This window comes from Nonomuraea sp. NPDC049421 (assembly GCF_040677005.1).
GTDB lineage: Bacteria > Actinomycetota > Actinomycetes > Streptosporangiales > Streptosporangiaceae > Nonomuraea > Nonomuraea salmonea.
This window is the reverse complement of the sequence record NZ_JBFAQA010000008.1, coordinates 18,056-32,999: the sequence shown is the minus strand read 5'-3', so window position 1 is coordinate 32,999 and position 14,944 is coordinate 18,056. Positions and strand designations below refer to the sequence as shown.

Below are 14,944 nucleotides of genomic sequence, written 5' to 3'. Positions count from 1 at the left end.
TTCATGAGCATTAGCCCGATCGACGTGGCGAGGACCGACGGCGGTCCCCAGTGGGTGGAGGCGGTGGCCACGCCCGCCGGGGTCGAGGTCTGGTGGGACGAGCCCCGCCCGCACGAGGGCGGCCGGCGCTGCGTGGTCCGCCGCCTGCCGGACGGCACCCGCGTGGACGCCCTTCCCGAGGGCTGGAACGCCCGCAACCGGGTCGTCGAGTACGGCGGCCGCTCCTGGCGCCCGCTGCCCGGCGGCGGCCTGGTCTTCACGAACTGGGCCGACCAGCGCCTCTACCGCCTGGACGGCCCTCTGGACGGCGCCGAGCCGGTGGCGCTCACCCCGGAGGGCCCCGCGCGCTACGGCGACCTGTACCTGCCGCCGGGCCGCCACGAGGTGTGGGCGGTCAGGGAGACCCACGACGTGCGGGACCTGGTGGCGGTGCCGCTGGACGGCGGCGACGTGCGGGTCATCGTCAAGGCCCAGCACTTCGTGATGAACCCCCGCATCTCCCCCGACGGCCGCACGGTCTCCTGGATCGGCTGGGACCACCCCGACATGCCCTGGGACGGCACCGAGCTGTGCGTGGCCCCGCTGGCCGCCGACGGCACGGCGGGCCCGTACGAGGTGGTGGCGGGCGGCCCGAGCGAGTCGGTCACGCAGGCCGAGTGGCGCGACGCGACGAGCCTGTACGCGGTCACCGACCCGACCGGCTGGTGGAACGTGCACCTCGTCCCGCTCGGCGGCGGCGAGGCCCGCAACCTGACCCCGATGGAGTCCGAGTTCGGCGTGGCGCCGTGGAAGCCCGGCCTGGCCACGTTCGCGGTCGCGGACGACGGCCGGCTGGTCGTCGTGCACGGCACCGCCGACCACCGCCGCCTGGGCGTGCTCGACCCCGTGACCGGCGGCCTGCGGGACCTGGGCGGCACGGCCACCCACTGGTCGGGGACGGTCTCGGTCGCGGGCGGCAAGGCCGTGGCGGTCAAGGGGACGCCGTACACGCCGCTGCAGGTCACGCTGGTCGGCCTGGACGACGGCGGGCACGAGGTGGTGTCGGCGCCCAAGCCGCTGCCGGACCGCGCGCTGCTGCCGGACCCCGAGGCGGTGACGATCGAGGGCGTGCACGCCCACCTCTACCCGCCGTCCGGCGCGCAGGGTCCGGGCCCGTACGTGATCTTCGTGCACGGCGGCCCCACCGGCAACATGCCGATCCTGCTGGACCTGGAGATCGCCTACTTCACCAGCAGGGGCATCGGCGTGGCGGTGGTCAACTACGGCGGCTCGACCGGCTACGGCCGCGCCTACCGCGAGCGGCTGCGCCACCAGTGGGGCGTCGTGGACGTCCAGGACTGCGCCATAGTGGCGCGCGGGCTGGTCCAGCGTGGGGTCGCCGACGCGGCCAGGATCGCCATCAGGGGCGGCAGCGCGGGCGGCTGGACCACCGTGGCGGCGCTGGTGCACAGCGACGTGTTCGCGGGCGGGGTCGCGCACTACGCGATCACCGACCCGGAGAGCTGGGCCGCCGAGACCCACGACTTCGAGTCGCGCTATCTGGACGGCCTGGTGGGCCCGCTGCCCGAGACGCGGCAGCGCTACACAGAACGCTCCCCGCTCCTGAACGCCTTCCGGGCCTCGGGCCCCTGCCTCATGTTGCACGGTCTGGAGGACGCGATCGTGGACGTGAGCCAGGCCGAGCGATTCACCGCCGAACTGGACAAACATGGCAAAGAGTGGGCCTTGCTCACCTTCCCCGGCGAGCAGCACGGCTGGCGCAGGGAAGAGACCATCGTCGCGGTATTGGAGGCCGAGCTGGCCTTCTACGGGCTGATCTTCGGCATGGAGACCCCCGACGTGCCGCCTCTGACACTGAAGGGGAGAGCGTGAAGAGCGTCGCCGAGATCTGCTCGGACCTGATCAGGTTCGACACCACCAATCCGGGCTCGGGAGAGCGGCCGGCGGCCGAGTACGTCGCCACGCTGCTCGCCGACGCCGGGATGGAGCCGGTGGTGTTCGAGTCGGCGCCGAAGCGGACCACGGTCGTCACCAGGATCGACGGCGACTCGCCCGACGCGCTGCTGATCCACGGCCACCTCGACGTGGTGCCCGCCGACCCGGCCGAGTGGCGCATGCACCCGTTCTCCGGCGAGATCGTGGACGACTGCGTGTACGGCCGCGGCGCGGTCGACATGAAGGGCTCGTGCGCGATGACGCTGGCCACCGTGCTCGGCATGGCGGCGCGCGGCGAGCGGCCCAGGCGCGACCTGGTGCTGGCGTTCCTGGCCGACGAGGAGGCGACCGGCGACTACGGCTCGCGGCACGCCGTGGGCGAGCACCGTGACCTGTTCGACGGGGTGAGCGAGGCGATCAGCGAGTCGGGCGGGTTCAGCGTCGCCTCGGGCGACGACCGGGTCTACCCGATCGCGGTCGGCGAGCGCGGCACCGCGTGGATGCGGCTGACCGCGCACGGCGTGGCGGGTCACGGCTCACGCCCGCCCAGGGACAACCCGGTCGCCACGCTGGCGCACGCCCTGTCGCGGGTGGCGTCGTACGAGTGGCCGGTACGCCTGACGCCTCCGGTCGCGGCGCTCATCAGGGAGCTCGGCGAGATCACCGGGCAGCCCGTGGACCTCGACCGCCTCGACGCCGAGGCGGCCCGGCTCGGCGCGCTCGGCCACCTGTTCAAGGGCCAGATCCGCAACTCGGCGAACCCGACCATGCTGGACGCCGGCTACAAGGTGAACGTCGTGCCCTCCACGGCCCAGGCGCACGTGGACGGGCGCTACCTGCCCGGTCTCCAGGAGGAGTTCCTCGGCGTGATCGACGAGCTGCTCGGGCCGAAGATCACCCGCGAGTTCGTCAACCTGGAGGACGCGCCGGGCGCCCCCTACCCGTCGCCGTTCTTCGACGAGCTGGCCGGGGCGCTGGTGGCCGAGGACCCGCGGGCGCGGCCGGTGCCGTACGTGATGGCCGGCGGCACGGACGCCAAGTCGTTCGCCCGCATCGGCATCAAGGGCTACGGCTTCGCGCCGCTCATGCTCCGGCCGGACCTCGACTACTTCGGCATGTTCCACGGCAAGGACGAACGGGTGCCGGTGGAGGGCCTGGAGTTCGGCACCCGCGTGCTGACCCGGCTGCTCACCTGAGCGTCAGGCGAAGATCGTCTTGGGCCGTTCCTGCAGCACGCCGTCCACGTACACGTCGAGCTTCTCGTCGTAGAACGCGACCAGCCCGGCGACCTTCTCGCTCTCGGGCAGCGGCGTGCGGTAGGACCAGGCCAGGTCCTTCTCGCCGTTGACCGACCAGTAGCGCGCCGTGCCCTTGTACGGGCAGTTCGTCACGGTGTCGGTCGGCTCAAGCAGGTCGAGCCGTACGTCGGTCTGCGGCAGGTAGTAGCGGGTGGGCAGCCCGGTCTCGAACAGCAGGCGCGGGCTGTGCGAGTCGGCCACCGTGACACCGTCCACCTCGATGCGGACGTGCCGCGAGCTGCTCAGGATGTCCACCCGCGTGTACGGGTTACGCGCGTGGAAGAAGACCTCCTCGTCCTCCTCGAACCAGGCGTCCATCGCGCCCCACTCGAACCGCACGTACCCCTTGATCTCCTCCAGGGGCGAGTCGGGGTAGGCGAGCGCGGCGTCGGCGGCCTCCTTCGTCCCCGAGGTGACGGTGTAGACCATGGCGTCGCCCCGGCTCGGCGAGTGCTTGGTCGCGCCCGTCGGCTTGAGCGCGGACTCGTCCACGTCGGCGAGCGGGAAGTAGTAGGCCGGGTAGTAGGGCACCTCCCAGACCAGGAGGGCGGAGGTGGTGTCGGCCACCACCCGGCCGCCGAGGTAGGTCCTGACACGCTTGGCCGTACGCTCGACGCGCACCCGGCCGCGGTTCTTGGCATCCATATCCCCGCAAACCCGCCCGCGGCCCCGCCTATTCCGGTCGTCAGCCGAGGCCGAAGGCGGCCAGCGTGCCCCACGTCGTCAGCGCGCCTGTCACCGCTCCTGCGGCGACCTGAGGCCAGGTGTGGTGGGAGAGCCTGACCCGCGCCCAGCACACCAGCGCCACCACCGCCGCCCCGATGAGCGCGGCCGGCCAGGCGGGCAGCACGTGCGCGAGCACCACGACCGTGCCCGCCGAGACGGCGGCGTGGAAGGAGATCTTCCAGCGCAGCGTGATCGGGACGGTCACCGCCAGCGCGATCAGCATCGCCGTCACGGTGGCCACGAGCAGCGTCGGGGCGCCCAGCACCACCAGCAGCGCCAGCGCCACCAGCACGGCCGCGACGGCCGCCAGCAGCGGCTTGGTACGCCGCGTCCGGTCCACGATGTGGTGCGAGTCCAGCAACCCCCTGCGTACGCCCACCGCGATCACCGCCGCCGGCACCCCGCCGCAGAGCATCGACGCCACCAGCCCCCAGGCGGCGCCGCTCCACCCCTGCGCGAGCAGTCCCACGGCCGGCGGCATGACGATGACCAGCACCTGAGGTGCCAGGATGTTCGTCACCCGCCTCGCCACCAGCTCAGCCGTCATGGCACGAAACACTACGCGATCATGCCCCACACCCACCCCACCAGCCACAAAACCCCAGGTAAGGCACCCCAATCCCAAACCGCCAAGAAGCCCCAAACCCCAAGCAACGGGCCAGGGGGCCGGCGCGTCACCCAATCACCCGCCTGAAAGCTAGGCGCCGGATCAGGGGACGACTCTCCCCGAGCAACGGGCCAGGAGGTCGCTGATTCACTCACCCACCCGCCTGAGCCAGCGCGGGGTCAGGTTTTGGAGGCTGCGTTGACGATGCGGGTGGTGGAGCGGCCGGGGATGGCGTCCATCTCCCAGCAATCGGCGCCCAGGATCGCCGCCGCGGCGGCGCGGGCGCCCGCGTGCGGGTCGCCGGCCGTGTGGGCGAGCGCGGCGGGACGCAGCGGGGCGAGCAGGTCGATGTAGTCCTCCGGGCCGTGCGCCTCGGGCGGCCCGGTGACGACGAAGACGCCGTTCACGAACCGGAGCGCGGCCAGCACCTCGGCCCGCTCCTCGGCCGGGTTGACCGGCCGGGTAGGACCTTTCCACGCCCGCACCCGCGGGTCGTCCTCCACGCCGACGACGAGCGGCAGCCCGCGCTCGGCCACCGCACCGAGGTAGCGCACGTGGCCCACGTGCAGGATGTCGAAGACTCCGGTCACGACCGCCGTGCCCGGCCGGTCGTACGGCTGCACCCAGACGGCCTCCAGGCTGCTCACGTGACCTCCTGCTCCCCCATGGGCCTAGACGACTCGTCGATCGCAGCGTACTCGGTCGGCGCGCACGGCCGTGCAGGCGACCTCGGAAAGGCGATTCCTACCTTTTCGCGATAATCTCCGGGCCCCCTCTGGCGCGTCTCATAACGTCACCGGATTTGGGGGAGGTCGCCGTGGCACCGCCGGACGCGCACCAGGTGAACGAGGACGACCGGCCAGGCCCAGGCGACCACGTGGTCCGGTTGCCTGGGACGCCGTCGCAGGTCTCCAGGGCCAGGGCGCTGGTGAAGACGGCGCTCGGCCGCGATCATCCGCTCTACGACGACGTGGTGCTGCTGACGAGCGAGCTGGCCACCAACGCGATCCTGCACACCAGGTCGGGCGCCGGCGGCTCGTTCACGGTGAGCCTGGCCAGCTCGCGCAGCGCGGTGCGGGTGTTCGTGACGGACGCGGGCTCCGACGGGCCGCCGTGCGTGTGCCGTACGGGGACGCAGGAGACCAACGGACGGGGGCTGCCGCTGATCGAGGCGCTCAGCCACCGCTGGGGCTTCACCCGCGAGCAGGGCGCGACGACGGTCTGGTTCGAGCTGCTGGAGGAGCCCGTCCCGGCCGGCGTCGCGGTCTGAGTCACCAGCGGTCCGACTCACCGAAGGTCAGAGGTCGAGCCAGAGGTCGAGCCAAAGGTCAGAGGTCGAGCCGGCACAGCCCCTCGGCGAGCGCCTTCGTGGTCAGGCGGGTGCGGCTGTCGCAGCCGAGCTTGGCGAAGATGTGCTCCAGGTGCGTGGTGACCGTGCGCACGCTGAGCACGAGCGCCGCCGCGATCTGCGGGTTGGAGTCGCCGGCCGCGACCCGGGTGAGGACGTCGACCTCGCGCCCGGTCAGGTCGTACGGCAGGGGGCACGGCCGCTCGGCCGCCACCGCCCCCTGGAGCGCCCCCTGGAACCCGACCCCGGCCCTGACCAGCCGAACTTCGTGCCAGCGCCCGTCGCCGCCGAGCCAGAGCCCCTGCCTGCTCAGCTCGCGCGAGTCGATGAACGCCCGCGCGTAGGCGGCCATCGCGGGGTCGTCCCACAGGACGGGCGACACCTCGCGGCCCGGCACCTCGCGCCGCGTGCCGAGCCGGTCGAAGGCCACCGCGCGGAACCCGGCGGGCAGCCCCACCGGGTCGATCACGCACCGGTTGAGGTCGGTGACGTGGGCGAGCAGCGGGCTGACCGCGGCCACCAGCGCGCCGGTGCGCCGCGGGAACGGCTGCCTGGCGGTCAGGTGGAGCAGCCCGGTGAAGCGGCCCTCGTCGAGGAAGAGCGGCGCGGTCAGCCCGGCCCGCCAGCCGTAGGGGGCGAGGTGGCGGCGGAAGTAGCGCTCGGCGCCTGGCGCGGGCATCTCGACGGGCGCGCGGGTGTCGAGGGCCCTGCGGTAGGCGTCGAGCCCGGCGTACTCCTCCGCCGCGTCGTGGTCGATGCGGGGGTGGCCGTCGGAGATCACGCTCTGGTGGCGGCCGGTGGCGGGGTCGTAGGCGACGAACTCGTAGGCGTCGAGCGGGACGACGCGGCGCAGCGCCGCCATCGCGCCGTGGGCGCCCCCACCGCCCGCGACCTGGTAGCCGACCTCGGCGAACGCCTGGAGATGGCGCACGTCAACGGTGATCCGGGCCACGCCTGCCTTTATATCATTTACCGATTTGCGCCCTTGGTTTTACCGGAACCCGGGGTGCTATGGTCGTGCCATGCAGCAGCGCGCCTTCGTCACGACGACGCCGGACACCGTCCCGGCGCGCTGATTCCTTGCTTCCCGGGCGGACGCCCGGGGAGCTGGTCGTTCGCCCTTTCCACGGAAAGGCTGATCATGAACGACCACCGCAGGCTCGGCCGCGAGCTGGGCATCTTCGACACCGACCCGCTGATCGGCTCAGGGCTGCCCTACTGGCTGCCCGCCGGCGCGGCCGTGCGCAAGGCCGTCGAGGACTACGTGCACGAGCTCGAACGCCGCAACGGCTACCAGCACGTCAACTCGCCGGTGCTGGGCAAACGCGAGCTGTACGAACGCTCGGGCCACTGGGCTCATTACGCCGACGACATGTTCCCGCCGATGGCGGTGGGCGGTGAGGAGTTCGTGCTGCGGCCCAGCCTGTGCCCGCACCACGCGCTCATCTACCGCTCCAGGCAGCGCAGCCACCGCGAGCTGCCCCTGCGCATCGCGGAGCTGGGCGGCATGTACCGCTCGGAGCTGTCGGGCGTGCTGGGCGGCCTGACCAGGGTGCGCTCGATCCAGCTCAACGACGGCCACGTGTTCTGCGCGCCCGAGCAGGCCCCCGCCGAGGTGTCGGCCGCGCTCGACCTCATCGAGGCGGCGCACGAGCGGCTCGGCATCAGGGCCGCCCGCTACCGGCTGTCGCTGCGCGGCGAGGGCGCGAAGTTCGTGGACGACCCGGCCATGTGGGCGCGCTCGGAGTCGGTGCTGCGTGAGGTGCTGAAGGAGCGCGGGCGGCCGTACGACGAGGAGCGCGGCGAGGGCGCCTTCTACGGCCCGAAGATCGACATCCAGATCGCCGACCCGGCGGGCCGCGAGTCGACCCTGTCCACCGTCCAGGTCGACTACTTCCAGCCCGAGCGCTTCGACCTGACCTACGTCGGCGGTGAGCGCCCCGTGATGGTGCACCGCAGCGTGGTGGGCGGCATCGAGCGGCTGGTCGCCCACCTGGTCGAGGTGCACGGCGGCGCCTTCCCCGCCTGGCTGGCCCCGGTGCAGGCGGTGGTGCTGCCGCTGTCGGACGCCGAACTGCCGGCCGCCGAGAGCCTGCTGCGGCGCTGCCTGGAGTCGGGGCTGCGGGCGGAGCTGGCCCCGGCCGATCGGGGCAGCCTCGGGGCCAGGATCAGGGCGCACCGGCTGGTGCCGTACCAGCTGGTGGTGGGGCCGCGCGAGGCGGCGAGCGGGAGCGCGTCGGTGCGGCTGCGCGACGGCTCCCAGGCCGGTGCGGTGCCGGTGGAGGAGCTGGCCGCACAGGCGCGGCCGTTCGGCTGACGGTAAAGATCAATCGGATAACGGAGGCTTCCCCGATCGTGTAAAGGGCTCGTAAAGTCCGCTGCAACGGCCGAGGTCCGAGGAGGACGGCTTGACCGAGCTGAGCGATCGTGAGGCCGACCTGGTCTCCGCCCACGAGCAGGAGCGCCCGGCACGCGAGCTGGGCGGTCCGCTCCGTGCCGGGGTGTGGGTCGTGGGCGGGCTGCTGTCGGCGTACTCGCTGCTGGTGGTGTTCCGGCCGGTCGAGGCGATCCAGCACCGGATGACGTTCCTGGCGGTGGCGCTGCCGCTGGTCTTCCTCTGCTACCGCTCGGGGCTGGACGCGGTCGTGCGCCGCCTGCTGAGACGCCCCGCGCCCGAGCCCCGGGACAGCACGAAGCCGGAGCGGCCGGGCGTGGCCGACTGGCTGCTGGCCGCCGCCTCGCTGGCCGTGCTCGTCTACCCGCTGCTCGACATGGACGCCTTCCGCGAGCGCGGCTCCGGCGCGGCGCTGACCGACCTCGACGTGGTGTTCGGCGTGGCGCTGACCGTGCTGCTGCTGGAGGCGGTACGCCGCACGGTCGGCCTGGCCTTCGCCGTCATCTGCGTGGGCTTCCTGCTGTACGCCTACTACGGCGCGTACCTGCCGATCGACTGGACGATCGGGCACCCCGGCTTCGACGTCTCCCAGATCGTCTCACAGCTCTACACCGGCACCGAGGGCTTCTTCGGCGTGCCGATGCAGGTGGCGGCGAGTTACATCATCCTGTTCACCATCTACGGCGCGGTGCTCGACCACTCCGGCGCGAGCAAGTTCTTCATCGACCTGAGCTTCGCCGCGTTCCGCAGGTCGAGGTCCGCGCCCGGCCGTACGGTGACCACGGCCGGCTTCCTGCTCGGCACCGTGTCGGGCTCGGGCGTGGCGACCACGGTGAGCCTGGGCAGCGTGGCCTGGCCGGTGCTGCGGCGGGCCGGCTACCCGAGGGAGGCGGCCGGCGGCATCCTCGCGGCCGGCGGCATCGGCGCGATCCTGTCGCCGCCCACGCTCGGCGCGGCGGCGTTCATCATCGCCGAATACCTCGGCGTCAGCTACCTGCAGGTCCTGCTGTACGCGACCGTGCCGACCCTGCTCTACTACCTCGGCATCTTCCTGGCCATCGAGATCGACTCGCGCCGCTTCGGCACCCGCGCGGTCGAGATGGACGCGCCGGGCGCGGGGCGGCTGCTGCTGCGCTTCGGCTACCACTTCAGCTCGCTGGTCCTCATCGTCGTGCTGATGGCGCTCGACCGGTCGGCGTTCCAGGCGGTGGTGATCGCCACGGTGGTCGCGTTCCTGCTGTCGTTCCTCGACCCGGAGCGCCGGATGGGGCCGCGGCGCATCGGGCGGGCGCTGGCCAAGGGCGCGCTGGAGGTGCTGCCGGTGACCGCGGTCTGCGCGGCGGCCGGCATCATCGTCGGCTCGATCACGCTGACCGGGCTCGGCCAGAACCTCGCCGACATCATCGTGGACATCGGCGCCGGCAGCCTGATCGCGACCACGGTCATGGCGGCGGTCGCGGTGCTGCTGCTGGGCCTGGCCGTGCCGGTGACGGCGAGCTTCATCATCGCCGCGGTGATCATCGGGCCCGCGCTGTTCGACCTCGGGGTGACGCGGCCCGAGGCGTACATGTTCGTCTTCTACTACGCGGTGCTGTCGGAGGTGAGCCCGCCCACGGCGCTGTCGGCGGTCGCGGCGGCGGCGATCACGGGCGGCAACACGTACCGGACGATGATGATGACCTGGCGGTACACACTGCCCGCCTTCCTGGTGCCGTTCGCCTTCGTGCTCACCCCCAACGGGCAGGCGCTGCTCGGGCAGGGCCCGTTCGGGACCGTGCTGCTGATGACCGCCGTGTCGGCGGTCGCGGTGGCCGCGCTGGCGGTGGCCACCGGCGGCGCGGCCGCCTGGCCCGAGCGGGTGCTCGCGGCGGTGGCCGCGGTGCTGCTGCTCTTCCTCGAGCCCGTCCCCATCGTCGCCGGCCTCGCCGTCCTGGCCGTGGCCGCCGCCGTGCATCTCGTCAGAAGAAGGAGAAGGGACCCAAGGTGAAGCGGATACTCACGATCGTCGCCGCCGCCGTCCTGACCGTGGCCGGCTGCGGGGGCGGTGGCGCGGGCGGCGGCTCGGGCAACCGGATCTCGATCGCCACGGGCGGCACGACGGGCGTCTACTACGTCTACGGCGGCGGCCTGGCCAAGCAGCTGTCGGCGAACATCGCGAACACGCAGGCCACCGCATCGGTCACCTCGGCCTCGGTGGAGAACATCAAGCTGCTCGCCTCCGGCAAGGCCCAGATCGGCTTCTCCCAGGCCGACACCGCCGCCGACGCGGTCAACGGCAAGGACAGCTTCACCGCCGGGCAGCCCGTCAAGGCGCTGGCCCGCATCTACGACAACTACCTGCACCTGGTGCTCGCCCCCGGCGTGAGCGCGGCCAAGGTCGCCGACCTGAAGGGCAAGCGCGTCTCGCTCGGCCCCGCCAACTCCGGCACCCAGGTGGTGGCGCGGCGCGTGCTGGAGGCGGCCGGGCTCGACCCCGACAACGACATCACCAAGCAGCAGCTGTCCATCAACGAGTCCGTGCAGGCCGCCAAGGACGGCACGATCGACGCGTTCTTCTGGGTCGGCGGCCTGCCCACGGCCGGCATCACCGACCTCGCGGTGAGCAGGCCGGACATGACGATGATGGACACCAGCGAGGTGCTGCCGGCGATGCAGTCCACGCACGGTGAGCAGTACGTGAGCCTCGACGTCGACCTGTCCGCCACCTACAAGCTGTCCGGCATGATCAAGACCGTCGGCATCGCCAACGTGCTGCTGGTGCCCGACTCGATGGACGAGCAGCTCGCGTACGACATCACCAAAACGCTGTTCGAGAAGAAGGCCGAGCTGGAGAAGGTGCACCCCGAGGCGAAGAAGCTGGACCCGGCGCTCGGCCAGCAGGTCGCCCCGGTCGAGCTGCACCCCGGCGCGGCCCGCTACTACAAGGAGAAGGCCTGACCCGGCTGGCCCTGGCGCTCGTGGCGGTGGCGGCGCTCGGCGCGGCCGCCGGCCCCGGGCGCCTGACCGTGAACGGCCTGCCCATCCTGGCGGGCCGCTTCGCGATCGCGTACGTGCATTCGATGTACCGGGCGCCGTCCGCCGAGGTGTTCACCGTGGAGGGCGGCCGGTTCACGATGCGGGCGGTGGTCTCGGCGAGCGGCGGCGTGCTCGACTACTACGCGCTGGAGGGCGCGCGGGCCAGGCTGCCGGGCGGCCGGTTCGTGCTGCGCCTGGCCGAGCCGGTGGCGTACCGGGAGCTGTCGCTGCTGACCACCTCGCTGGGCCGCAGGACGCTGGTCTCGGGCGGGCGCTGCCTGCCGCTCTATCCGCGCGGCGGCGCCGCCGAGGTGCGGGTGGCGCTGCGGCTCACTCCGGACGTGCGGGGCGGGCCCTGCGATCAGAGCCAGTCCTTTTTCTTGAACACCACGTAGAGCGCGACCGAGGTGAGCCCCATCAGCGCCGTGGACAGCCAGAACCCCCACTGCTCGCCGGTGCCAGGGTAGGGCAGGTTCTGCCCGTAGAAGCCGGTGATCGCCGTGGGCACGGCGATGATCGCCGCCCAGCTCGTGATCTTCTTCATGATCTCGTTGAGCCGGAAGCCCTGCTGCGCCAGGCGGGTGTCGCGGACGTTGGCGAGCATGTCGCGGACCGCGTCCACCCACTCGCCGACGCGCAGCACGTGGTCGCGGACGTCCTCGTAGTAGGGAGCCATCACCGGGTCGCCCATCAGGGCCTGGTCGCGCCTGAGCAGGGTGCCGATGACCTCGTGCATCGGCAGCGAGACCCGGCGCAGCTTGGTGGCGTTCTTGCGCAGCACGTACAGGGTGCGCTGCAGGCCCTTGCCGGTGCTCAGCTGCTCGGCGAACAGCGACTCCTCCAGCTCCTCCGCCTCCGCGTCGAGGTCCTGGGCCAGCTCGAACTGGGTGTCCACGACGTAGTCGAGCAGGCCGTGCAGCAGGAACATCACGCCGTGCCCCGCCAGGTGCGCGGCGGCGTCCCAGCGCCTGACCACCTCGGCGATGTCGAAGTGCCCGCTCTCGCGGACGGTGACCAGGGCGTTGGCGGTGACGAAGACGTCCACCTCGACGGCGTGCACGCGGCGGTCGTCGTCGAAGTGCACGCCGTAGGCGGCGATGAACAGGTGGTTATCGTAGATGTCCAGCTTCGGCCGCTGATGTCCGGCCAGGACGTCCTCCAGGGCCAGCTCGTGCAGCCCCAGCTCCTCGCCGATCAGGGCGAGGTCGGCCGGCGACGGCGCGCACAGATCGAACCAGACCGTGGCGTCCCGGTCGCCCACGTACCGGGAGACGTCCGCTATGGGGAAGCCCTCGCTCTCCAGGCGGCCGTTTCGGTAAAGACGGGTGTGCACTAGACGAGTCTGGCAAGAAGTGCGGTGAAACGTCGCGCGTTGTGCACAGCGGCTCCTCCCGGGTCGTTGTTGAAGTAGACATAGGCGTCGGGCCAGCCGGCCTCGGCGACGCGGGCGGCCCACGTCCGCAGGGCGCGCTCCCCGTACGCGTAGGCCGACCTGCCCTGGTGCAGGCGGAGGTAACCCCAGGTCGCGGTACGCCAGAACGGCGCCTGCGGCCGGCCCAGCCGGTCGGCCCAGCACAGCGCCGCCGCGCGCGACTCCAGCACCGCCCGCGCCTCCTCCGTCCACCAGGACGGGTGCCGCGGCTCCACGGCCACCCGCGTGCCGGGCGGGAAGCAGGCCAGGCAGCGGTCGAGCAGCCCCGGGTCGGCCTTGAGCGTGGGCGGGAGCTGCAGCAGGATCGGCCCCAGTTTCTCCTCCAGTCCGGCGGCCGCGGCCATCAGCCTGGCCACCGGCTCCTCCGGCTCGGTCAGCCGCCTGATGTGGGTCAGGAACCTGCTGGCCTTGACCGCCATCACGAACCCCGGCGGCGTACGCTCCCGCCAGCCGGCGAACACCTCCCTGCTCGGCAGCCGGTAGAAGGCGTTGTTGCTCTCGACGGCCGGGAACTCCCCCGCGTACGTCTCCAGCCACAGCCGCTGCGGCACCCCCGGCGGATAGAGCACCCCGCGCCAGTCCTTGTACTGCCACCCGGAGGTGCCGACCAGCCATGTCATGCCGTTGCGCCTACCCCGCCCCGCGAGGTGCAGTACTGTCCTACTTCGTCGGTCGGCCAAGGAGGACCTCTCACGCGATGGGCGCCAACCACGCTCACGACACCACCGTCACCGAAGCGGGCGGTTCACGGCGTACGGTGACGGCCGGGCTGGCCGTCCTGGTGCCGCTGGCGATCATCACGCTGGCCGCGCTGATCTGGCTCTGGCCCGAGGGCACCACCGCCGGGCCCGCGCCCGAGTCCGGCGTGCAGCGGCTCACCGGCACGGTCGTCGGCGTCACGCTCGGACGCTGCGCCGACGCCCCAGAAGGCGCGCCCAAGCCCGACCCGGCCACCTGCGGCGAGGCCGTCGTCAAGATCGGCGACGGGCCCGACCTGGGCAGCGAGGTGGAGCTGCGGCTGCCGGGCGGGCCGGGCGCGCAGCACTTCACGCCGGGCGACGACGTGATCCTGCTGCGCGACGCCGACGGCGCCTACCAGCTCTCCGACCACGACAGGGCGCTGCCGCTGTGGTTGTTCGGCGCGGCGTTCGCGCTGGCGGTCATCGCCTTCGGGCGCTGGCGCGGGGTGACCGCGCTGGCGGGGCTGGCGGTGACGTTCGTGCTGCTGCTGACGTTCGTCATCCCCGGCATCCTGGAGGGCCGGTCGCCGATGCTGGTCGCCATCGTCGGGTCGGCGGCGATCATGCTGACCGTGCTCTACCTGACGCACGGCTTCTCCTCGTCCACGTCGGTCGCCGTGCTCGGGACGCTGGCCAGCCTGGCGCTGACCGGGCTGCTGTCGTACGCGGCGCTGGGGGTGGCCAGGCTCAACGGCGTCACCGACGACAGCGCGCTGACGCTCGGCATGAGCCTGAACATCGACACGCAGGGCCTGCTGCTCGCCGGGATCATCATCGGCGCGCTCGGCGTGCTCGACGACGTCACCGTCACCCAGGCCGTGACGGTGGCCGAGCTGGCCCGCGCCAACCCGTCGTACGGCTTCGCCCGCCTCTACCGCGCGGCCGGGCGCATCGGGCGCGCGCACATCGCGTCGGTGATCAACACCATCATCCTGGCGTACGCGGGGGCGTCGCTGCCGCTGCTGCTGCTGTTCAGCATCGGCGCGCAGCCCCTGGGCGAGGTGATGACGACGCCGGTGATCGCGCAGGAGGTCGTGCGCGGCGTGGTCGGCACGCTCGGGCTCATCGCGGCCGTCCCCATCACCACGGCCCTCGCCGCCCTGGCCGCCACCCGCTCCCGCCCCACCCCGTCCCAGAACCCCTCGCCTGAGGACCCCTCGCCCCAGGACCGCCCGCTCCGGGACCGCCCGCTCCGGGACCGCAAGGCCCGCGGCCGGGACGACGGCGGCCCGTCGGACTTCTTCGCGCCGCAGGACCAGGACCCCGGCGACTTCTTCACGCCGCAGGACCAGGACCCCGGCGGCTTCTTCACCCCCCGCCCGGCCGGACCGCCTCCAGGAACGGCACCCGCGGAAAAGGCCCCGCGGGCGGAGCCCCAGCGTCCGGCGCGCCACCGCCGCCGCGCCGGGACCTGACGCCGCGCCCGGGACCTGACGCCGCGCCGGGGT

At 72.5% G+C, this 14,944-nt stretch carries 14 protein-coding genes; 8 read left to right on the top strand and 6 right to left on the bottom strand.

Annotated features, from left to right (window positions below; genetic code table 11):
• Window positions 1-3: 3 nt before the first annotated feature.
• Both AB0K18_RS15670 and AB0K18_RS15665 read left to right on the top strand, forming a co-directional pair.
• Window positions 4-1,872: a prolyl oligopeptidase family serine peptidase gene (locus tag AB0K18_RS15670; protein WP_364914693.1), complete on the top strand. Its 1,869-nt coding sequence runs from the start codon at window positions 4-6 to the stop codon at window positions 1,870-1,872.
• Entirely contained in the window at window positions 1,869-3,131 is a 1,263-nt protein-coding gene (locus AB0K18_RS15665; RefSeq protein ID WP_364914692.1) for a M20/M25/M40 family metallo-hydrolase, read from the top strand. Before AB0K18_RS15670 ends, AB0K18_RS15665 begins: the two co-directional genes overlap by 4 nt.
• Before the next feature lie 3 nt (window positions 3,132-3,134).
• Here AB0K18_RS15665 and AB0K18_RS15660 read toward each other — a convergent pair whose 3' ends face one another.
• From AB0K18_RS15660 to AB0K18_RS15650, 3 genes are all read right to left on the bottom strand, one after another.
• Entirely contained in the window at window positions 3,135-3,878 is a 744-nt protein-coding gene (locus AB0K18_RS15660) for a DUF427 domain-containing protein (protein WP_364914691.1), read from the bottom strand.
• A gap of 40 nt (window positions 3,879-3,918) precedes the next feature.
• Window positions 3,919-4,506, bottom strand: coding sequence for a hypothetical protein (locus AB0K18_RS15655; protein WP_345401897.1), 588 nt, complete (start codon window positions 4,504-4,506; stop codon window positions 3,919-3,921).
• Window positions 4,507-4,745: 239 nt separating this feature from the next.
• Window positions 4,746-5,213, bottom strand: coding sequence for an adenylyltransferase/cytidyltransferase family protein (locus tag AB0K18_RS15650; RefSeq protein ID WP_364914690.1), 468 nt, complete (start codon window positions 5,211-5,213; stop codon window positions 4,746-4,748).
• Between the two features lie 170 nt (window positions 5,214-5,383).
• Between AB0K18_RS15650 and AB0K18_RS15645 the strand changes: the two genes are divergently transcribed.
• A complete protein-coding gene (locus AB0K18_RS15645) occupies window positions 5,384-5,836 on the top strand; it encodes an ATP-binding protein (RefSeq protein WP_364914689.1) in 453 nt (150 codons plus the stop codon).
• Between the two features lie 58 nt (window positions 5,837-5,894).
• On the opposite strand, the gene AB0K18_RS15640 is transcribed toward AB0K18_RS15645, so the two are convergent.
• On the bottom strand, window positions 5,895-6,866 hold the full coding sequence (locus AB0K18_RS15640; RefSeq protein ID WP_364914688.1) for a LuxR C-terminal-related transcriptional regulator: 972 nt from the start codon (window positions 6,864-6,866) through the stop codon (window positions 5,895-5,897).
• Between AB0K18_RS15640 and thrS the strand changes: the two genes are divergently transcribed.
• The 4 genes from thrS (at window position 6,837) to AB0K18_RS15620 (ending at window position 11,719) form a co-directional block, all read left to right on the top strand.
• Window positions 6,837-8,231: a threonine--tRNA ligase gene (thrS, locus tag AB0K18_RS15635; protein ID WP_364914937.1), complete on the top strand. Its 1,395-nt coding sequence runs from the start codon at window positions 6,837-6,839 to the stop codon at window positions 8,229-8,231. The genes AB0K18_RS15640 and thrS overlap by 30 nt on opposite strands.
• 91 nt (window positions 8,232-8,322) lie before the next feature.
• Window positions 8,323-10,296 (top strand): TRAP transporter fused permease subunit, encoded by a 1,974-nt coding sequence (locus AB0K18_RS15630; RefSeq protein ID WP_364914687.1) that lies wholly within the window; start codon window positions 8,323-8,325, stop codon window positions 10,294-10,296.
• Window positions 10,293-11,246 (top strand): TAXI family TRAP transporter solute-binding subunit, encoded by a 954-nt coding sequence (locus AB0K18_RS15625; RefSeq protein ID WP_364914686.1) that lies wholly within the window; start codon window positions 10,293-10,295, stop codon window positions 11,244-11,246. The genes AB0K18_RS15630 and AB0K18_RS15625 overlap by 4 nt, the downstream gene beginning before the upstream one ends.
• Before the next feature lie 20 nt (window positions 11,247-11,266).
• Window positions 11,267-11,719 (top strand): DUF1850 domain-containing protein, encoded by a 453-nt coding sequence (locus AB0K18_RS15620; RefSeq protein WP_364914685.1) that lies wholly within the window; start codon window positions 11,267-11,269, stop codon window positions 11,717-11,719.
• On the opposite strand, the gene AB0K18_RS15615 is transcribed toward AB0K18_RS15620, so the two are convergent.
• Together AB0K18_RS15615 and AB0K18_RS15610 are read right to left on the bottom strand one after the other, a co-directional pair.
• A complete protein-coding gene (locus tag AB0K18_RS15615) occupies window positions 11,686-12,657 on the bottom strand; it encodes a magnesium transporter CorA family protein (RefSeq protein ID WP_364914684.1) in 972 nt (323 codons plus the stop codon). The genes AB0K18_RS15620 and AB0K18_RS15615 overlap by 34 nt on opposite strands.
• Window positions 12,657-13,376, bottom strand: coding sequence for a DUF72 domain-containing protein (locus AB0K18_RS15610; protein ID WP_364914683.1), 720 nt, complete (start codon window positions 13,374-13,376; stop codon window positions 12,657-12,659). Before AB0K18_RS15610 ends, AB0K18_RS15615 begins: the two co-directional genes overlap by 1 nt.
• Window positions 13,377-13,453: 77 nt before the next feature.
• On the opposite strand from AB0K18_RS15610, the gene AB0K18_RS15605 reads away from it, so the two are divergent.
• Window positions 13,454-14,911, top strand: a complete 1,458-nt coding sequence (locus AB0K18_RS15605; RefSeq protein WP_364914682.1) for a YibE/F family protein — start codon at window positions 13,454-13,456, stop codon at window positions 14,909-14,911.
• The last annotated feature ends 33 nt before the right edge of the window (window positions 14,912-14,944 follow it).